Source organism: Metapseudomonas resinovorans, from assembly GCF_002003485.1.
In the GTDB taxonomy this organism is placed as follows: domain Bacteria; phylum Pseudomonadota; class Gammaproteobacteria; order Pseudomonadales; family Pseudomonadaceae; genus Metapseudomonas; species Metapseudomonas resinovorans_D.
Window position 1 is genome coordinate 1 of record NZ_BDMA01000053.1, and the last position, 17,087, is coordinate 17,087.

Consider the following 17,087-nt stretch of genomic DNA (forward strand, 5'->3'; position numbering starts at 1 on the left):
TCCCCCGACAGGCGTTACCCATGTATCCCGGCTGAACACTGTGCGCACCGATTCCGGGATCGACTTCGGCACTTCGCGGTGTGCAGGGAGTAAGGGGTGGGATTGGCGTAGGTTGCGGCTGAGCTACGCGAAGCCCAACACTGGTCTCCGCCGAATACACCGTCGTTGGGCTTCGCTGCGCTCTGCCCAACCTGCGGATGTGGTGCTCAGTCGAGCTTGAGCACCTTGGCGAGGACGATCTTCGGGCCTTTCATCTTCTTCACGATGATGCGCAGGCCGTCGGTTTCCAGCACTTCTTCCTCTTCCGGCACGCGGTTCAGGCTCTCGTAGATCAGGCCGGCGAGGGTGTCGGCTTCCACGTGATCGAGATCGATACCGAGCAGGCGTTCCACCTTGAACAGCGGGGTGTCGCCACGCACCAGCAGCTTGCCCGGCTGGTAGGCCAGCACGCCGCGTTCGGTCTTGCGGTGTTCGTCCTGGATATCGCCAACCAGCACTTCCAGCACGTCTTCCATGGTCAGGAAGCCCACCACCTTGCCGTCGGCTTCCTCGACCACGGCGAAGTGCGCGCCGCCCTGGCGGAATTGCTCCAGCAGGCGCGACAGCGGCATGTGCTTGGTGACGCGCTCCAGCGGATGGGTGAGTTCGGCGAGGTCGAAGCTCTCCGGCAGGCTGTCCAGCGCCGACAAGGCCAGCAGCAGGTCCTTGATGTGCAGGACGCCGATGAACTCGCCTTTCTGTTCGTCATGCACCGGATAGCGGCTGTACTTGTGGCGGCGGATCACGCTGAGGATGTCCGCCAGCGGTGCGTCGTGCTCGAGGAAGATCAGGTCTTCGCGCGAGTTGGCCCAATCCACCACTTCCAGTTCGCCCAGTTCCACGGCCGAGGCCAGTACGCGCATGCCCTGGTCGCTGGGGTCGCGGGCGCGGCTGGAGTGCAGGATCAGCTTCAGTTCGTCGCGGCTGTAGTGATGCTCGTGGTGCGGGCCGGGCTCGCCTTGCCCTGCGATGCGCAGGATGGTGTTGGCACTGGCGTTGAGCAGCCAGATGGCCGGGTACATCAGCCAGTAGAAGAGGTAGAGCGGCACGGCGGTCCACAGCGACAGCAGCTCCGGCTTGCGGATGGCCCAGGATTTGGGTGCGAGCTCGCCGACCACGATGTGCAGGTACGAAATGATGAAGAAGGCGGTGAAGAAGGCGATGCCGTGGAGCAGCTTCGGCGAGTCGATACCGGCGTATTCCAGTACCGGGCCGAGCAGGTGGGCGAAGGCCGGTTCACCGACCCAGCCGAGGCCCAGCGAAGCCAGGGTGATGCCCAGTTGGCAGGCCGACAGGTACGCGTCCAGCTGGTTGTGTACGGTGCGCAGGATGCGACCCCGCCAGCCGTGCTTGTCGGCGATGGATTCGACGCGGGTGGAGCGCAGCTTGACCATGGCGAATTCGGCGGCAACGAAGAAGCCGTTGAGCACCACGAGGAAAAGCGCAAAGAGAATCAGGCCGAAATCGGCAAAGTAACTGAGGAAGTTACTACTAGGGGAAGGGTCCATGGAGGGCTTTTGCTGACGAAGGAACGGCTAAGGTTGAATGCTGCACCCCGAGTTTGCAAGTCGGGGTGCCTGGGCATTCAGCTGCGCCGGACCACCTGGCTGCTGGGGAAATGGCAGGTGAAGGTACTGCCGTGGTTGAGCACCGAGCTGATGTCGAGGCGGCCGCGATGGCGGATCAGCACATGCTTGACGATAGCCAGGCCCAGACCGGTGCCCCCGGTGCTGCTGTTGCGGCTGGAGTCGACGCGGTAGAAGCGTTCGGTCAGGCGCGGCAGGTGCTTGGTCTCGATACCGATGCCGCTGTCCTGCACGGAAAGGTGCGCGGCGGTTTCGTCGCCCCACCAGCGGATACGGATCTCGCCTTCGTCGGGCGTGTATTTCACGGCGTTGAACACCAGGTTGGAGAAGGCGCTGCGCAGTTCCGCCTCGCTGCCGCGGAGCTTGAAGTTGTGGTCGGCTTCCAGGCTGATGCGGTGGTGGCGGTTGCCGGACAGGGCGACGGCGTCGGCCTTGATCTGCAGCAGCATCAGGTCCACCGCCACGGGCTGGTTGTCCGAGGGATAGTCGGTGGCTTCCAGCTTGGCCAGCAGCAGCAGGTCGTTGAGCAGGTTCTGCATGCGCTTGCCCTGCTGGCTCATCTGCTGCAGCGCGCGGGTCCAGCGCGGGTTCACGTCCTCGACGTTGTCCAGCAGGGTTTCCAGGTAGCCGGCGATCACCGTAAGCGGTGTGCGCAGCTCGTGGGAGACGTTGGCAACGAAGTCCTTGCGCATCTGCTCCAGCTGGTGGAGTCGGGTGACGTCGCGCACCAGCATCAGGTGCTCGCTGTTGCCGTACTTGGTGATGTGGAACTGCAGGCGCAGGCGGTCGTTGACCGGCGAGGGCAGGTCCAGGGGTTCGTTGTACTTGCCCTGCTCGAAGTATTCCTTGAAGCGCGGATGGCGGATCAGGTTGGTCGCCGGCTGGCCGCTGTCCTGGGGCGTTTTCAGGCCCAGCAGGGTCTCTGCGGCGCGGTTCCACCAGTCGAGGTTGCCGTCGCTGTCGAGCATCACCACGGCGTCCTTCAGGGCGGCGGTGGACTCCTGCACGCGGTCGATCACCGCCTGCAGGCGGCCGCGCACGCGCTGGTCGCGGCGCTGGAGGTGATAGATGCTGTCGAACACCTCGCCCCACAAGCCGTAGCCGTCCGGCGGCGGTTCATCAGGCCTGTGTTCCTTGAGCCATGTGTACAGGCGCAGCAGTTGCGCCAGGGTCCAGCCGAGGTAGGCGCCAAGGCCGACTACCAGGGCCCAGGCATAGTGGCCGGTGACCAGCCCCACCAGCAGGCAGGCACCGATCAGCAGAAGCAGGCGGCGGATAACGACGCCGCGCCAGTCTTGATTCACCTATCGCGTCCTTGTGGGAGGGCGGGTTCAGCTTTTCGTGGAGAAACGATAGCCGGTGCCGCGAACGGTCTGAACCAGATTTTCGTATACCTCGCCGAGGGCCTTGCGCAGGCGCCGGATGTGCACGTCGACGGTACGCTCCTCGACGTAGACGTTGCCGCCCCATACCTGGTCCAGCAACTGGCCACGGGTGTAGGCGCGCTCCTGGTGGGTCATGAAGAACTGCAGCAGACGGTATTCGGTGGGCCCCATCTCGGCAGGCTTGCCGTCGATGGTCACGCGGTGGCTGATCGGGTCCAGCAGGAGGCCGCCGATGGCGATCGGCGCTTCGCTGTCGCTGGGGCCGGCACGACGCAGTACGGCCTTCAGGCGTGCCACCAGCTCGCGCGGGGAGAAGGGCTTGGTGATGTAGTCGTCAGCGCCGACTTCCAGGCCCTGGATCTTGTTGTCCTCTTCGCCCTTGGCCGTGAGCATGATGATCGGGATGTCGCTGGTCAGGTCGTCGCGCTTAAGGCGGCGAGCCAGCTCGATGCCGGACGTGCCGGGCAACATCCAGTCGAGGAGGATCAGATCGGGTTTGCGATCGACGATGACGGCGTGCGCCTGCTGGGTGTTTTCGGCTTCCAGGCAGTCGTAGCCGGCCATCTCCAGGGCGACGGCGATCATCTCGCGGATCGGCGCTTCGTCGTCGACTATCAGGATGTTCTTGCCAACCATGTTCAAGCCTCAAGAAAGGTCGCGTGTTTGACTGATTGCGCCGCATTAGATAACGGAATTATTGCAGGGATGTGACACCTGAGTGTTAGGACCTTGGCAGTCCCTTGCCGATCCACCATTTGACATGGAACTCAGTGGAATGGGGCTCGTCTATTCTGATTGAGGCCGCCACTAACCTGGGGCGGCCTGGAGCCTGGCACAGGACCCCATCGCCCTGATGGGTGTTCGTGGCTCCATCTGTCCTGTGCTGCTGTGACCTCAAGCCGTGATCCAGCTGCCGCCAGGCTTTCGCTGTTCATTCCGAGGAGAGGCTAGAAAAATGAGAAGAATGTTCCCCCGAGTCGTTCCGCTGCTTGCCGGCGCGTTGCTGAGCTGGCCCCTGTTGGGTCTGGCGGCCGAGCCGGCAATGGAGAAGGACGGCATGCTGGTGGATGCCAAGGGCATGACGCTTTACACCTACGACAAGGACTCCGACGGCAAGTCCGCCTGCAACGGCCAGTGCGCAGAAAACTGGCCGCCACTGATGGCCGATGCCAGCGCCAAGGCCGATGGCGAGTGGAGCGTGGTCAAGCGTGACGACGGTTCCATGCAGTGGGCTTACGACGGCAAGCCGCTATACACCTTCGTCATGGACAAGAAAGCCGGCGAAGTCACCGGCGACGGCAAGATGGGGGTGTGGCACGTCGCCAAGCCCGAAGCTTACTAGTCGCCGACAATCGATCCGGGGTTTTCAACCGGTCGGTTGAGCAGGTGACCTGCGCGCTGCGCCTCAGCGCAGCGCGTAGTCGGCGACGATGCCGGCGAAGATGGCCAGGCCCGCCCAGTGGTTGTGCAGGAAGGCCTTGAAGCACGCCTGTGGATCACGCGTGCGGGTGCTGTAGAACTCCCAGGCGAAGCACGCGGCTGCAACCATCAGCCCGACGTAGAAACTTGTCCCCAGCTCGAAGCGGCCTCCCGCCAGGACGAGGCAGAGCAATGCCAGTCCCTGCAGAATCACGATGATCAGGCGATCGGCGTCGCCGAAGAGGATCGCAGTGGATTTGACCCCGATCTTCAGGTCGTCCTCGCGATCCGTCATGGCGTAGTAGGTGTCGTAGGCCACGGTCCACAGCAGGTTGGCGATATACAGCAGCCAGGCTGCGGCCGGCAGCTCACCGGTTTCCGCGGTGAAGGCCATTGGCATGCCCCAGGAGAATGCCGCGCCCAGGACTACTTGCGGGTAGTAGGTGTAGCGCTTCATGAAGGGGTAGCAGGCGGCGAGTGCCAGGCCGCCGAAAGACAGCCAGATGGTGGTGGTGTTGGTGAACAGCACCAGAACGAAGCTGATGGCCACCAGGATGAAGAAGAACACCAGCGCTTCGCGCGGGCTCACCCGGCCGCTGGCCATGGGGCGCGCCCGGGTGCGGGTGACGTGGCCGTCGAAGTTGCGGTCGGCGTAGTCGTTGATCACGCAGCCGGCGGCGCGCATCAGGTTCACGCCGAGGACGAAGATCACCAGGTTGGCCAGGCTGGGGCTGCCTTCACCGGCAATCCACAGGGCCCAGAGGGTCGGCCAGAGCAGCAGGTAGATACCAATGGGCTTGTCCAGCCGGGTCAGCTGGATGAAATCCATGGCGCGGGGATGCAGGCGGTTCAGCGATTGCAGCAGGGTCAGGTACACAGGTGGCTCTCCGGCTCTCCCGTCGAAGCGCCGGATTATAAGGCCTCGATGCCCGCCTGGCGCCACAGTGCAGGGAGGAAGATCTCCGCCACCAGCACCCCCAGTGCACCCCGCGAAAAACATGACCGGCGGCCCCACAGGCGTTCGGCGCGCACGGCCACCGGCAGCAGGGCGGCCGGATAGCGGGTGACTTCGATGGCGCCGCGGTCGAAGGCGCGGTCGCTGAACAGCAGCTCGCCGAGAGAGCGGCTGCCGAGCTGATGCAGGTCCAGTCCGGAACCTTCCAATGCGGCGCGAGCTGCCACGCTGCGGGCGAACACCCAGATCTCGCCGTGGCCGCGCAGGTACACCTCGCGCACCCAGCCCTGGCTACCGGCGGGAATGCCAAGGGCAGCGCATTCGTCGCTGCGCAGGTTCTGCCAGCCTTCTTCCAGCGGCGTGACGCTGAAGGCGTTATCGGAAAGTGCGGTCAGCCGGCGGGTCAGCGAGCCCTGGTCGAACAGCCAGTCGCGGACGCTGGCGGCCGGAGCGGGATGGAGCTGGGCGGCGGTGAGCCAGCGGGGCGGATGGACGAGGGCTGCGTGGGGCACGGACGGGGCTTGGGCGATGGAAGACGGCGCAGATTAGCACGGTCGGTGCCTGTCGGCTGCCTCTTGCCCGGGGGGGGGATAAACCAGTAAAAAGCGCCCCTGACGCGACCGGAAACGCCCGCCAGAGGCTGCGGTTCGAGAACACCTGATTGTGCGGAGAGCTGAGTGATGAAGAAGTGGCAATGCGTGGTATGTGGCCTGGTCTACGACGAATCCCAGGGCTGGCCGGATGACGGCATCGCCGCCGGCACCCGTTGGGAGGACGTTCCGCAGGACTGGATCTGCCCCGACTGCGGCGTGGGCAAGCTGGATTTCGAGATGATCGAAATCAACTGATCCCCGCACTGAATAAGCCGGCCATGGGCCGGCTTATTTGTGTCCGAAATAAGAGCCTATCCTCTGTCTGGACTGGTCCGGTGGCGCTTGGCGGTCGCCGGTTGATTGGAGTAGGTTCAGTACGGCTTTCCGCGCCGGCGGAGGTGGTCATGCGCAAGTGGCAATGCGTTGTCTGCGGTTTCATCTACGACGAAGCCGAGGGGCTGCCCGAAGAGGGCATCGCACCCGGCACGCGCTGGGAAGACATTCCGCCGGACTGGGTCTGCCCCGATTGCGGCGTCGGCAAGATCGATTTCGAGATGATCGAGATCGCCTGATCCCGCCATTCAACCCCCATTCAAGCGACGGCCTCGGGGCCGTCGCGTCGTTTCGCGAGCAGGAGTGAGCAATGAGTGCACCCGTGGTAATAGTCGGCACCGGCCTGGCCGGTTACAACCTGGCCAAGGAGTTTCGCAAGCTGGACAGCGAAACCCCGCTGCTCCTGATCAGTGCCGACGATGGCCGCTCCTACTCCAAGCCGATGCTTTCCACCGGTTTCGGCAAGAACAAGGACGCCGATGGCCTGGCCATGGCCGAGGCCGGCGCCATGGCCGAGCAGCTCAAGGCGGAAATCCGCACCCACACGCGCATCACCGGCATAGACCCGGGTCACCAGCGCCTGTGGATAGGCGAGGAAGCCGTGCCCTATCGCGATCTCGTGCTCGCCTGGGGAGCGGACACCATCCGCGTACCGGTCGAGGGCGATGCCCAGGATGCGATCTTCCCGATCAACGACCTGGAAGACTATGCTCGCTTCCGCACCGCTGCGGCGGGCAAGCGCCGGGTATTGATCCTCGGCGCTGGCCTGATCGGTTGCGAGTTCGCCAACGACCTCAGCCTGGGTGGCCTGGAAGTGGAGCTGGTCGCGCCCTGCGAGCAGGTGATGCCGGGTCTGCTGCATTCGGCTGCCGCGTCTGCGGTGCAGGCCGGGCTGGAAAGCCTCGGCGCGCGTTTCCACCTCGGTCCGGTGCTGGCCCGTCTGGATCGCGGCGAGAACGGCCTGGAGGCGCTGCTCTCCGATGGCACCCAGATCGCCTGTGACCTGGTGGTGTCCGCTGTTGGCTTGCGTCCGCGCACCGAACTGGCCGCCGCCGCCGGGCTCGCGGTAAACCGGGGCGTGGCGGTGGACCGCCAGCTGCGCACGTCCCACGCGAACATCTACGCCCTGGGCGATTGCGCCGAGGTCGACGGCCTCAACCTGCTTTACGTGATGCCGCTGATGGCCTGCGCCCGCGCGCTGGCACAGACCCTGGCGGGCACGCCTACTGCGGTGGCGTACGGCGCAATGCCGGTCACGGTGAAAACCCCGGTCTGCCCGCTGGTGGTGTCGCCGCCGCCCCGTGGCACGGATGGCAACTGGACGGTTGAGGGCTCCGGGGCGGACATCAAGGCGCTTTACCGCGATGCGGCTGGAAGCCTGCTCGGCTATGCCCTCACTGGGGCCGCGGTGCAGGAGAAACTGGCCCTGAACCGGGAGCTGCCGCCGCTTCTGGCATAAATGTCAGCCCTTCTGTCGGATTAATCCTTCTGTTCTTTCGGAATTCCCGCTGAGGACACTGGCGGAGTGCCAATCGGCGTGCCATCCTCCCCGTGGTCTGCCGCAGCGCAGAGCCGTTGCGGCGCCTTGGGCGCTGTTCTGGACGAACAGCACGGACACAAAAACAACAAACCGTCAATGAGGCATCTATGCGTAAACCGGAACTCGCCGCCGCCATCGCCGAAAAGGCCGATCTCACCAAGGATCAGGCCAATCGCGTACTCAATGCGGTGCTCGAAGAAATCACCAACGCGCTGAACCGCAAGGACAGCGTAACGCTGGTGGGCTTCGGCACCTTCCTGCAACGTCATCGTGGTGCCCGCACTGGCAAGAACCCGCAGACGGGTCAGCCGGTCAAGATCAAGGCCAGCAATACTGTCGCCTTCAAACCGGGCAAATCGCTGAAAGATGCCGTCAATTAGGCATTGATTGTTTCATTTTCTGTGGATAAGTTCTGAAAAGCCCCGCGAGCCGGGGCTTTTCTCTTTCTGCCTAGATCTAAAATCCTGAAACAGTGTTTCATTCCGCAATCAAAAGAAAAAGTGATCGTATTGAAATGGACACGTTTCATTATTGACGCTCTCTTACCTGGGCTATAGGCTGCCGCGCTCGCAAAAAGCACGGTGTTTCATTTGAAGGATTCAGTCTATTCGCTCACAACTGTCGTATTCGAAAAGTTGGGCGGTCTTAAACTCAAGTTAGTAACTTCGGATAACCAGGTTGATGTGTTTGCTGGCGCATATGCCTTGCAACGATTCGATAATGGTTCAAAGCCCAATACAATAAGAGTTGATCAGAGCGCCATTCTGATTCTTTATCGATTCTGCGAAACTCAGAAAATAGATTTAATCCAGCGCATCGCTGAACTTAGCCCTCTTACAATTGGGGAGATAGAGTCCCTTTCATCATACTGTGGCTTGGCACAACAGACCGGCGAGCGAGTAGATCCCAATTGGTATAGTGCACGCATGCGTTGCGCAAAAAAATTCATAGACTACCTATGGTTGTTCTATGAAGGACGGTGCGCGCGAAACCTAGAGCAACTGAAGATCGCTAAGCGCTTGTATGAACGGATGGCTGCGGGCTTCAAGTTGTATATGAAGGCACCCTATAAAGGCGATAAGAAAGACAAGATTGGCCTTGCTCCAGAACTCCAAGCGAAATTCATCGCTATTATTGACCCAAGTGACGACAACGGATTGAACCCCTGGAAGACTTATAAGGTCAGGTGGCGAAATTATATCCTTCTGCTTCTTTTGATGCTGGGCGGAAATCGTAAGGGTGAAACCTTGCTGTTGAAGCTGAATAACTTCCAGTTGACAGGTAGGCGAAAATATTACGACATCATCAAAAATAGAGAAAGTTTTGATTATCCCCGTGCAGAGTCTCCATCCGTCAAAACGCTAGGTAGGCAAGTGGAATTGCATGATCAATTCGCTGCGCTGATCGAGCACTACATAGTGAATGTCAGAAAGGAATTCATCGGTTGGCAGTCAACAAGTTATTTGTTTTTGTCATACCGAGATGGGCGACCCCTTTCAGTGCAAACACCAAATTCAATTCTGAACGAACTAGTTCAACAATATCCAGAGTTTTCTGGCTTGTTAAGTCCACATCGCCTGCGAAATACATTCCATGATATTTTGAATCAAGCGCTGGATAAGAAGTTCAAGAATGCGTGTGGCTTAAGTCGTAAAACTATGAAGGCACCCATCCAGGAAGCGGCAGGAGGCTGGGCTAGGAATAGTAGTATGCCTGAGCATTATGCCAAGGGCTCGATACAAGCCAAAGTGGCCGAGCTACAAATCCTGCTTCAACAAGAGACTCTACAAAATCAGGTGTCTAATTAAATGGAGACTATCCAGAGTCAGCGAATACTGACCGCCTCCGATGCCCAGCCAGACTTGTGGAAGGACGTCACATTCGTAAAAAGTCGCTTGGGCTACGACATTGAGTTGTTTGATGATAATGGCGACTTTCGTCAGGTAATAAAGTTGCCAGATGACACCAGTGAGTTCGAGTATCTCAAGTCTCAATATCTGAACCTGATGGATTTTGAGTTGAGGGAGATCGCTACGAGCTATCTACGCTATATCATTGAGCGATATCATGCTTCAACTGTGCGGGTGAAGTTTAAGTTTTTGGATGTGTTTGCCCGTGAAATGTCAAAGGGAATACACATCAATGAATTTTTGGATAATCTTCCTGCGTTAGATGGTAGAGATAAAGCCGAGTTTATTTCTGCTTGCAAGGAGTTTTTGAGGTTTGTGTTGCTTCACGGCTATGAAGATCTATCGCTTGAAGTATATGAAGACTTCCAAAAGCTACGTAACTATGCGTCCAAGCAAAATACGTACCTAGCTCTCTTTGTAATGGACGAGGATAGAGGTCCGTTTACCAAAGAGGAGATTTCCTTACTGTCGGCCCAAGTGGACAGGCAATCGCTTCCACTGGGTTTTCGTTTGGTTTTGGATCTGTGTTTGTGCTTTGGGTTGAGGCCAATTCAGATTTCCCTGTTGAGACGAAAGGATTTCATTAGGGACAACAAAACTGGCATTCGTTATATAAATGTTCCACGCGTGAAGCAGAAATCACGTGATAGGCGAACTCAATTTAGTTCACGAATTCTCACCGAGAGAACAGCAGATCTTATCCAGGCCTACATAGATTCTGCTCCCACTCCTGATGGAGTCGATCCGGCAGAGCTTCCAATTTTCATTACACCCAAGCCTGTGGATCTTGAAAGAGATGGTAATTCCTTAGGCAGCCACTATTGGGACGACGTAGAGCGGTTGTCGAGTGACTACTTTTCTGATCAGTCGAAGCGGACCGTGGTGTATCACAAATCGATTCGTAAAATAAACTACATGCTCTGGGGAAATGAGCATAGGCTACCATTGTCGCCTCGTACCGGTAAGCGATTCAATTTATGTGCATACAGATTTCGCTATACCGTGGGTACGCAAGCAGTAATGTCGGGTTGTACCCCAGAAGAACTCGCCGATCTACTTGATCACAACGATACGAATAGTATTAAGCACTACTTCAGGTTCACGCACGAGATGTGGGAAATCCTAGAGAATGCCACATTGAGTCGAGTTGAGCAGAAGCAATTCACAGCAGCTTGGATGAGAGAGGGTGACCTCGAAGGCAATATCTATAGCCACGTTTGTGAGCCAAGAAACTTTAATGTAATTGGAAAGTGCGCATCTCGCTCAATCTGTTTCGAAGAGCCGGCTGTGGCTTGCTATTCATGCGACAGGTTTTGCCCAAACAAGAACACTGTAGCCCATGAAAGTGCGCTGGAAGGCTTGGTTGCCCGAAAGGATCATTTGCTAACGGTGAGTACCGCTAATGTAGTTTCGGTTATTGACCAGGCAATAGCCGGCTGTCGCGCTGCAATTGCCTACTCCGAAGGGCATGACGTTGTGCTGATTAATACCAAGGAAGTCTGAATGCAAAATATAGCTGTTAAGGACATTTTGCATGAAGAGCTACGGATAAAATTAAAGGGACTCGCTCGCAGCGCGGAAAAGCGGTTCTCCAAGCTTAGTTGTTTCAATGGGGCAAGTTGGGAGGATTCTACTTGGCTATATAAAGGCCGACATAAAATATATTTGCTTGCTCGTGGTGAACTCAATGCGGAGTTGATACTGCTAAACAAGGTTTTTTTAGTTTCGTATCTTTGGGAGAGAAGGTCTGAAAGCAAGCAGGTTACTGCTGGTCGCGTGATTGAACTAGCTTCATCTCTTAAGTATATGGCCGCTCAGGGTGTTGTTAGTCTTCAAGACCTGAGCCAATCTTTTTACATGAAGACTTTTGGGTTTATTCGTTCAAATTACAAGTCGCCTGCCGGGGCATGTCGCTCGTTAAATATCTTTATTAAATTTCTCTTCGAATCATCTTTGATAGTTCAAGGTTTTGATCTTATAGGGACAAAAGATCTTCAGGAGCGGGATCAGTATGGACGTGTCGCGCTTGATCGTAAGTTGCCACTTCCTGAGTTAGTGAAAGCAATTATCTCTTTGAAATGGGCTGTACAAGAGCAGTGGGATGGTAGCTTTCGCGCACAAATGGATATGCTTTCGGTTTTGACTCAGGCATTTCAGTATGGACTGGGCCTAAGGATTGGAGAAGTTCTGCGGTTACCTAAGAACTGCCTGCTAACGATGAACGGTGAGATGCATTGCCGGGTATGGACAGAAAAAGGCTCTGAGCCAGTTGCTAGGTATGTACCGACCATCTGGAGAGCCGCATTGCGCGATGCAGTGGACAGGATTGACGCCATTTGCGAACCCTTCAGAAAGCGGGCCATGAGCATCGAAGATGGAACCTTTGCACAAAGCTTGGATGATCGCTTTCTAGCTAGGGTAGAGACGATTAATCTTAGTGTTGAGTCTGCTCTAACTCGCCTCTCTCAAGCGATAGAGTCTAATGTTTCAACGACTGAAAGCAGATTGCGTGTTCTGAAGCACCTTCCTGATGATGAACTGATCGAGCTTAAGAGGCTCCGTGAGTATTTACCTTTCGCATCTACAGCCCATGATTCTTGTTCGCTCTTTAAGTTTTACAGTAACAATGGCTTTAACGTGGTTTCTAAACCCCTCGGTAAAGTAAAGCGTACACATTATGTGCAGGGGCGTGATGTCAAGAATCGTATAGCTGAGTTGATTGAACTCAGGCGCGGTTTGTTTTTTTATGATGAGTTCTTCGAGGTGCTCCATGAGCGGAAGCCCGAAGGAAGTCGATCCAAAGATACCTACGCTCTTAATGAGCGGTTGAAGTTTAAGATTATGACTTCGGTGGAGGCTTTTGCCTTCACAGGCGAATCCTGTCCGCAAGGAAAAAGAGTGGTCTATCTAAATTGTGCCGACGCAGTGGCGGCGATGCGTATCATCGTTAGCGGTGGGTATGATTTCGAGACGTATATCCCGATAAATTATGCTGAGGATCTATTTCCAGAACTCTTTAACCAAAAAACTATGACTTCTATTGCTGGTGGGAGTTTGAGTAGCTTTTACTCCTTCCTGCGGATTTCCGAAGGTCGAAAACACTTCTATAGGCCTTCGGCTGTCAGTTCTGGCCTAAAGTACCGTGCCGTATCTGGTTTTTTAGTTGAGCGGGCTAGCATTAAAGATGCAGTCGTAGATACTTTTGTTTCAGTCAATACTAAGGTTAATTCCGAGCTAATCCAGGAGATTAGAGAGGAGTTTTTGGCTGAAGGAGTTGAGATCAGTTCGGCCGCGCTTGGCATTAACCAGAAAGTTTCTGACTATTTGTTCGTTGTGCCAAGCAATCTTGGGGGTGTGTATAACGAGCAGATTCCATGTATTCTTAGTTATTTTTCCGTATTGTATGCAATAAAGCCAGCTAGGCAGGGGCAGTCAGCTTTTATCCGCTACGGCGTTACTGTCGATGAAGAGATTTTAAAGACGTTTCAGACTCACAAGGGGCGGCATTGGCAAACTAATTCACTTTTCCGGGCTGGCTTGGCCGCAAGCATCGTGAATAAGTGGATGGGAAGGACTGATGGCCAAGGCGACCACTATGACCATCAGACTGCAAAGGAGCGCGCCGCGAAAGTCAGTGAACTGATGCTGTCAGAGCAGTCCCGATTTATTGGAGATCTGGCAAATAAGGTCAAGACGTGGTCTGAAAATGATGTTCCCGCCGAGGACCTGCAGATTTTCTTGAATGATATGCTGCAAACCGTACATTACGGTCCGCTCGGGCATTGCTTCCGAGATATCAATTTGAAGCCTTGTGAATTTCATCTTAAGTGCCTGACTGGGAATTCTGGTAAGGGATGCAGGGAGTTTATTGTTGATCTTTCTGATCCAGTACAAATCAAGCAAATTGAATCAGAGCGTAGTCGGGCTGAAATTGAACTGGCAAGGCTGTTCGAAGTTTTGAATAGGCCAGGCATCCCAGTTGAGTCTGTTGAAATGCATATCGAACATCAAATGACAGTTTACAGGAACGCCTCCTACATATTGGATCGCTCCGAGGTGGTGCTTACTGACGGTCAAGTTAAACAGAGTAAGGACTATCAGCCATTTAGGCTTGAAGGATCGATTCCAAATGATTGTGTGTTTCAATGTGGGGCGGCTTGATTGTGACTATTCCTGCTGAACAATGGGACAAAGCATTTTCCATTCTCCAACAATTCGAGAGACAGCTGATACCCCCTTCATTTTTTGGCTGGAAGTTTATTACCGAGAAATGTGGCGTCTCTAAGCCTACGCTGTGGCGGAACAAGGAATTCGAAAGGGAATTCCAGCGTATCAAGGAGGTGGTCAAAAGTTATGTCCGAGGGGAGAAGCATTTCGATCAGGAAATATCGCTGAAAGCAGCTAGAGATCGTGATCGAGATCATCAGATCGAAATGCTTAAGGCGCAAGTCGAGGAGCTGACGAGGCAGTTGAATAGGGAGCGCGAAAGGGTCCTTTACGCCTCAATGATTGCTCGACGCAAGAACATTGATCCTGCGGAGTTTTTAGATGAGAGCCCGGTGTTCCGCAAGCCCGCCAAAGGCGGTTCGGTGGTCAAACTCCCTTCGAAGGAAGGCTAGTTAATTGGGAGCTTGGGATTGCACTGCTTGGGTTTTAAGAGTTTCCAGCCGATCAGCAATACCTTCAGATGCGGGTCTGAGGGCCTCGGCTCAATGCTTAGCAGACGCTGGTCCGCTCCCTGCTTTGGGCTGGATGAGCGCAGTGGGAGCAACCTTACTCGCAGGTAGCTCGAAGAGCCAAAGGGAAGAAATTTGCTAAGCCTTTCTTGAGCCCCTGCCTGGCCATCAATCGAGGCCTATGGACATTGGGGGCAGCAGAGCTCCTAGCTCACACTGCAGAACACCGGCTATGGAGTACAGCTTCTCTACGGTGAGGTTTACCTCACCGCGCTCAATGCGTCCCATATAGCTGCGGTCAATTTTGCAGGACAACGCCAAGGCATCCTGAGAAAGCCCCTTGGCCTTCCTCTGTGCTCGGATGTTCTTGCCCAACGCGTTCGCAAGCTGACCCATGGCCGCCTCGGTACCCTTGAGGCGGCAATATCCTGCGTTTGCGGACGAATCGGCCACGGACTATAATCCGTATTTTTAGCTGCTCCGCGACACCCGCTCCAGGTACCCGCATGAAATCGGAATCGTTCATCTTCGACAGGCGGCTGTACGACTTGCTGCAGCAGGAGAGATACGCGCAATTTACAACCCGTGACTTGCGCGATGCCTATGCCGAATGCCTTGCGGGAACGAGCTTCCACCTCAGTGAGGTGCGTCGCTACGTGTATGAGCAGATCCGACGCATGCTGCGAGTTGGCTGGATCATTCAGGATGCTGAGCGACGCAGGCGGGGACAGGTCTATCACCTGGGGCCAATCCCCGAAGGCCTGAATCTTGAACTCGTCGACAACGGATTCGAGAGCACTTCCAAGCCGCAGGACAAGCCAATGCTGCAGCAAGCCCAGGACATTGCTCATGGGGTTCCACCAACCTCAGATCCCGATGTCTTGGAACATCTAGAAGCGCTGTTGAAGGAGATACGGCTCGACTTCCTGACGTCGATGGGGGAAACGGAGCGCTACAAGCAACTCCTCGACGAAATGCCGCACCTCAAGGACAGGGTCGAAGGTGACTATCTTGACGCACGAGATCGCAGCTCGCGCCTGCTGGGGCATCTGCGCGCAGTCGAGAAAACCCTCAAGACATTTGCTCCAAAGTGATGAGGGCGTCTTTGCGAGACTGGCAGCGCCGGTGCATTCAGACGGCGCTGGAGCACTACGTCACGACACCGCACTTTTTCTGCCAAGCGACACCCGGTGCTGGCAAGACGTGGATGGCAGCAGAACTGGCCAACTGCTTGCTCCAGCAAGGCGAGATCGATCTGGTGCTCTGTTTTGCGCCTTCCTGCCAAGTCGTCGACGGGTTCCGGTCCACCTTCTCCAGGGTGTTAGGCAAGCGACTTGATGGCTTGATCGGCGCTATCGGCGACGCTTGCACTTACCAGGCGATGGAGTATCAGGCAGAGGCGTTCTGGGCGCTCTTGGACGACTACCGTGTGTTAGCGGTGTTCGATGAGATTCACCATTGCGCCGGACATGATCCACTGCTGAGCAATGCCTGGGGACAGCAGATCATCCAGAAAATACAGGATCGTGCAGCTTTTACCCTGGCGCTCTCTGGCACGCCGTGGCGCTCCGACGACAAGGGCATTGCGCTGGCTCGTTATTCCGCGCCTGAGGGCCGCTTGATCTGTGATTATCGCTACGGCTTGGAAGAGGCCATCGCGGACAACGTATGCCGCTCGCCTCGAATCGTGCTGTTGGATAACCACGCGGTGAAGCTGACAGAAGAGCTAGAAAATGACAGCGCGGTAAGACTCTTTCCTAGTATTGATCAGCTTCTCAATGAGTCGCCGGTCTCGTACGAGGAGCTTCTTCGCCATCCCGACATGATCAATCAAATGCTCGCGCTTGGGATCGCCAAGCTCGATGAGCTCCGGGCGATCAAGCCGGATGCAGCCGGACTAGTAGTTGCCACCGACGTCGAGCACGCCCACCAGGTGGCCCTGGCACTTGAAGCCAAGGGGGAGTCCTGCCGCATTGTTACCAACAGAGATGCACGTGCCCAGCACCTGATAAACGAATTCCGCGGCGGAAAATCCCGCTGGATCGTTGCGGTAGGGATGATCAGTGAAGGGACGGACATTCCCCGTTTACAAGTTTGTTGCTACCTCAGCCGCATTCGCACGGAGCTGCACTATCGGCAGGTATTGGGGCGTGTGCTGCGGCGTACAGGCACATGTGATGATCAGGCTTGGTTATTTGTTTTAGCAGAGTCAACACTCGAGGGATTCTCCCTGCGCGTGGCGGATGATCTGCCAGAGGATCTAGCCCTTTTGAGCCGTGTGCATACGACTGCTACGGTCGCTGGTGACGCCGCTGGTGAAACGGTTGTCAGTTTCCACCTGAGTAACCTGCAAAACAATGATGCTGAGCATCCAGTGCGTACGAGTGCTGCTCTGGACATGTCGTTGGACAGTTCGGACTCCACATCGACCTACCAAGTCAGTTTTTCACAGCGCTATCACCATCAGTTGTTGGCGCTTTTCTAGGTTTTCGCCCACTGCGGCCACGTCGAGGCGATGCGGGTTCATACCTTCGGGGAGCTCGCGTGGCGGCATAGGGGGCAGCTGCCACAGTCAATGCGAACGCAAGTCGTTCGTACAAATTATGCTTTTTTCCATAATTTATGATTTTCTGCATAAAGCCGCATAAATC

17 protein-coding genes are annotated in these 17,087 nt (G+C 56.3%); 11 read left to right on the top strand and 6 right to left on the bottom strand.

The window, feature by feature from the left end; all coding sequences use genetic code 11:
• Positions 1-206 precede the first annotated feature (206 nt).
• From MnOB_RS14045 to phoB, 3 genes are all read right to left on the bottom strand, one after another.
• Positions 207-1,547, bottom strand: a complete 1,341-nt coding sequence (locus MnOB_RS14045) for a hemolysin family protein (protein ID WP_077524846.1) — start codon at positions 1,545-1,547, stop codon at positions 207-209.
• Between the two features lie 77 nt (positions 1,548-1,624).
• Positions 1,625-2,929 carry a phosphate regulon sensor histidine kinase PhoR gene (gene phoR, locus MnOB_RS14050; RefSeq protein ID WP_077524847.1) on the bottom strand — a complete coding sequence of 435 codons (1,305 nt, stop codon included), beginning with the start codon at positions 2,927-2,929 and terminating at the stop codon, positions 1,625-1,627.
• A gap of 27 nt (positions 2,930-2,956) precedes the next feature.
• A complete protein-coding gene (phoB, locus tag MnOB_RS14055) occupies positions 2,957-3,646 on the bottom strand; it encodes a phosphate regulon transcriptional regulator PhoB (protein WP_077524848.1) in 690 nt (229 codons plus the stop codon).
• 319 nt (positions 3,647-3,965) lie between these two features.
• Between phoB and MnOB_RS14060 the strand changes: the two genes are divergently transcribed.
• Positions 3,966-4,352: a COG4315 family predicted lipoprotein gene (locus tag MnOB_RS14060; protein ID WP_077524849.1), complete on the top strand. Its 387-nt coding sequence runs from the start codon at positions 3,966-3,968 to the stop codon at positions 4,350-4,352.
• A 63-nt stretch (positions 4,353-4,415) separates the two neighbouring features.
• On the opposite strand, the gene ubiA is transcribed toward MnOB_RS14060, so the two are convergent.
• Together ubiA and MnOB_RS14070 are read right to left on the bottom strand one after the other, a co-directional pair.
• Positions 4,416-5,306, bottom strand: coding sequence for a 4-hydroxybenzoate octaprenyltransferase (gene ubiA / locus MnOB_RS14065; protein ID WP_077524850.1), 891 nt, complete (start codon positions 5,304-5,306; stop codon positions 4,416-4,418).
• Positions 5,307-5,341: 35 nt separating this feature from the next.
• Entirely contained in the window at positions 5,342-5,896 is a 555-nt protein-coding gene (locus MnOB_RS14070) for a chorismate lyase (RefSeq protein ID WP_077524851.1), read from the bottom strand.
• Between the two features lie 168 nt (positions 5,897-6,064).
• Here MnOB_RS14070 and MnOB_RS14075 point away from each other — a divergent pair, with 168 nt between their 5' ends.
• The 8 genes from MnOB_RS14075 to MnOB_RS14110 all read left to right on the top strand — a co-directional run bounded on the left by MnOB_RS14075 (position 6,065) and on the right by MnOB_RS14110 (position 14,379).
• Complete coding sequence (locus MnOB_RS14075) at positions 6,065-6,232, top strand: rubredoxin (protein ID WP_077524852.1); 168 nt, start codon at positions 6,065-6,067, stop codon at positions 6,230-6,232.
• A gap of 149 nt (positions 6,233-6,381) precedes the next feature.
• Entirely contained in the window at positions 6,382-6,549 is a 168-nt protein-coding gene (locus MnOB_RS14080) for a rubredoxin (RefSeq protein WP_077524853.1), read from the top strand.
• Positions 6,550-6,620: 71 nt separating this feature from the next.
• Positions 6,621-7,769 (top strand): NAD(P)/FAD-dependent oxidoreductase, encoded by a 1,149-nt coding sequence (locus MnOB_RS14085; protein WP_077524854.1) that lies wholly within the window; start codon positions 6,621-6,623, stop codon positions 7,767-7,769.
• A 188-nt stretch (positions 7,770-7,957) separates the two neighbouring features.
• Positions 7,958-8,230 carry an HU family DNA-binding protein gene (locus MnOB_RS14090; protein ID WP_003457795.1) on the top strand — a complete coding sequence of 91 codons (273 nt, stop codon included), beginning with the start codon at positions 7,958-7,960 and terminating at the stop codon, positions 8,228-8,230.
• A gap of 210 nt (positions 8,231-8,440) precedes the next feature.
• Positions 8,441-9,658 carry a tyrosine-type recombinase/integrase gene (locus tag MnOB_RS14095; RefSeq protein ID WP_158713821.1) on the top strand — a complete coding sequence of 406 codons (1,218 nt, stop codon included), beginning with the start codon at positions 8,441-8,443 and terminating at the stop codon, positions 9,656-9,658.
• Positions 9,659-11,263 (top strand): site-specific integrase, encoded by a 1,605-nt coding sequence (locus MnOB_RS14100; protein ID WP_077524856.1) that lies wholly within the window; start codon positions 9,659-9,661, stop codon positions 11,261-11,263.
• A complete protein-coding gene (locus MnOB_RS14105; protein WP_077524857.1) occupies positions 11,264-13,921 on the top strand; it encodes a hypothetical protein in 2,658 nt (885 codons plus the stop codon).
• 2 nt (positions 13,922-13,923) lie between these two features.
• Positions 13,924-14,379, top strand: a complete 456-nt coding sequence (locus MnOB_RS14110; RefSeq protein ID WP_077524924.1) for a hypothetical protein — start codon at positions 13,924-13,926, stop codon at positions 14,377-14,379.
• 225 nt (positions 14,380-14,604) lie between these two features.
• Here MnOB_RS14110 and MnOB_RS14115 read toward each other — a convergent pair whose 3' ends face one another.
• Positions 14,605-14,832, bottom strand: a complete 228-nt coding sequence (locus MnOB_RS14115) for a helix-turn-helix domain-containing protein (protein ID WP_077524858.1) — start codon at positions 14,830-14,832, stop codon at positions 14,605-14,607.
• A 110-nt stretch (positions 14,833-14,942) separates the two neighbouring features.
• Between MnOB_RS14115 and MnOB_RS14120 the strand changes: the two genes are divergently transcribed.
• Complete coding sequence (locus MnOB_RS14120; protein ID WP_077524859.1) at positions 14,943-15,530, top strand: hypothetical protein; 588 nt, start codon at positions 14,943-14,945, stop codon at positions 15,528-15,530.
• Positions 15,530-16,921 carry a DEAD/DEAH box helicase gene (locus MnOB_RS14125; protein WP_077524860.1) on the top strand — a complete coding sequence of 464 codons (1,392 nt, stop codon included), beginning with the start codon at positions 15,530-15,532 and terminating at the stop codon, positions 16,919-16,921. The genes MnOB_RS14120 and MnOB_RS14125 overlap by 1 nt, the downstream gene beginning before the upstream one ends.
• The last annotated feature ends 166 nt before the right edge of the window (positions 16,922-17,087 follow it).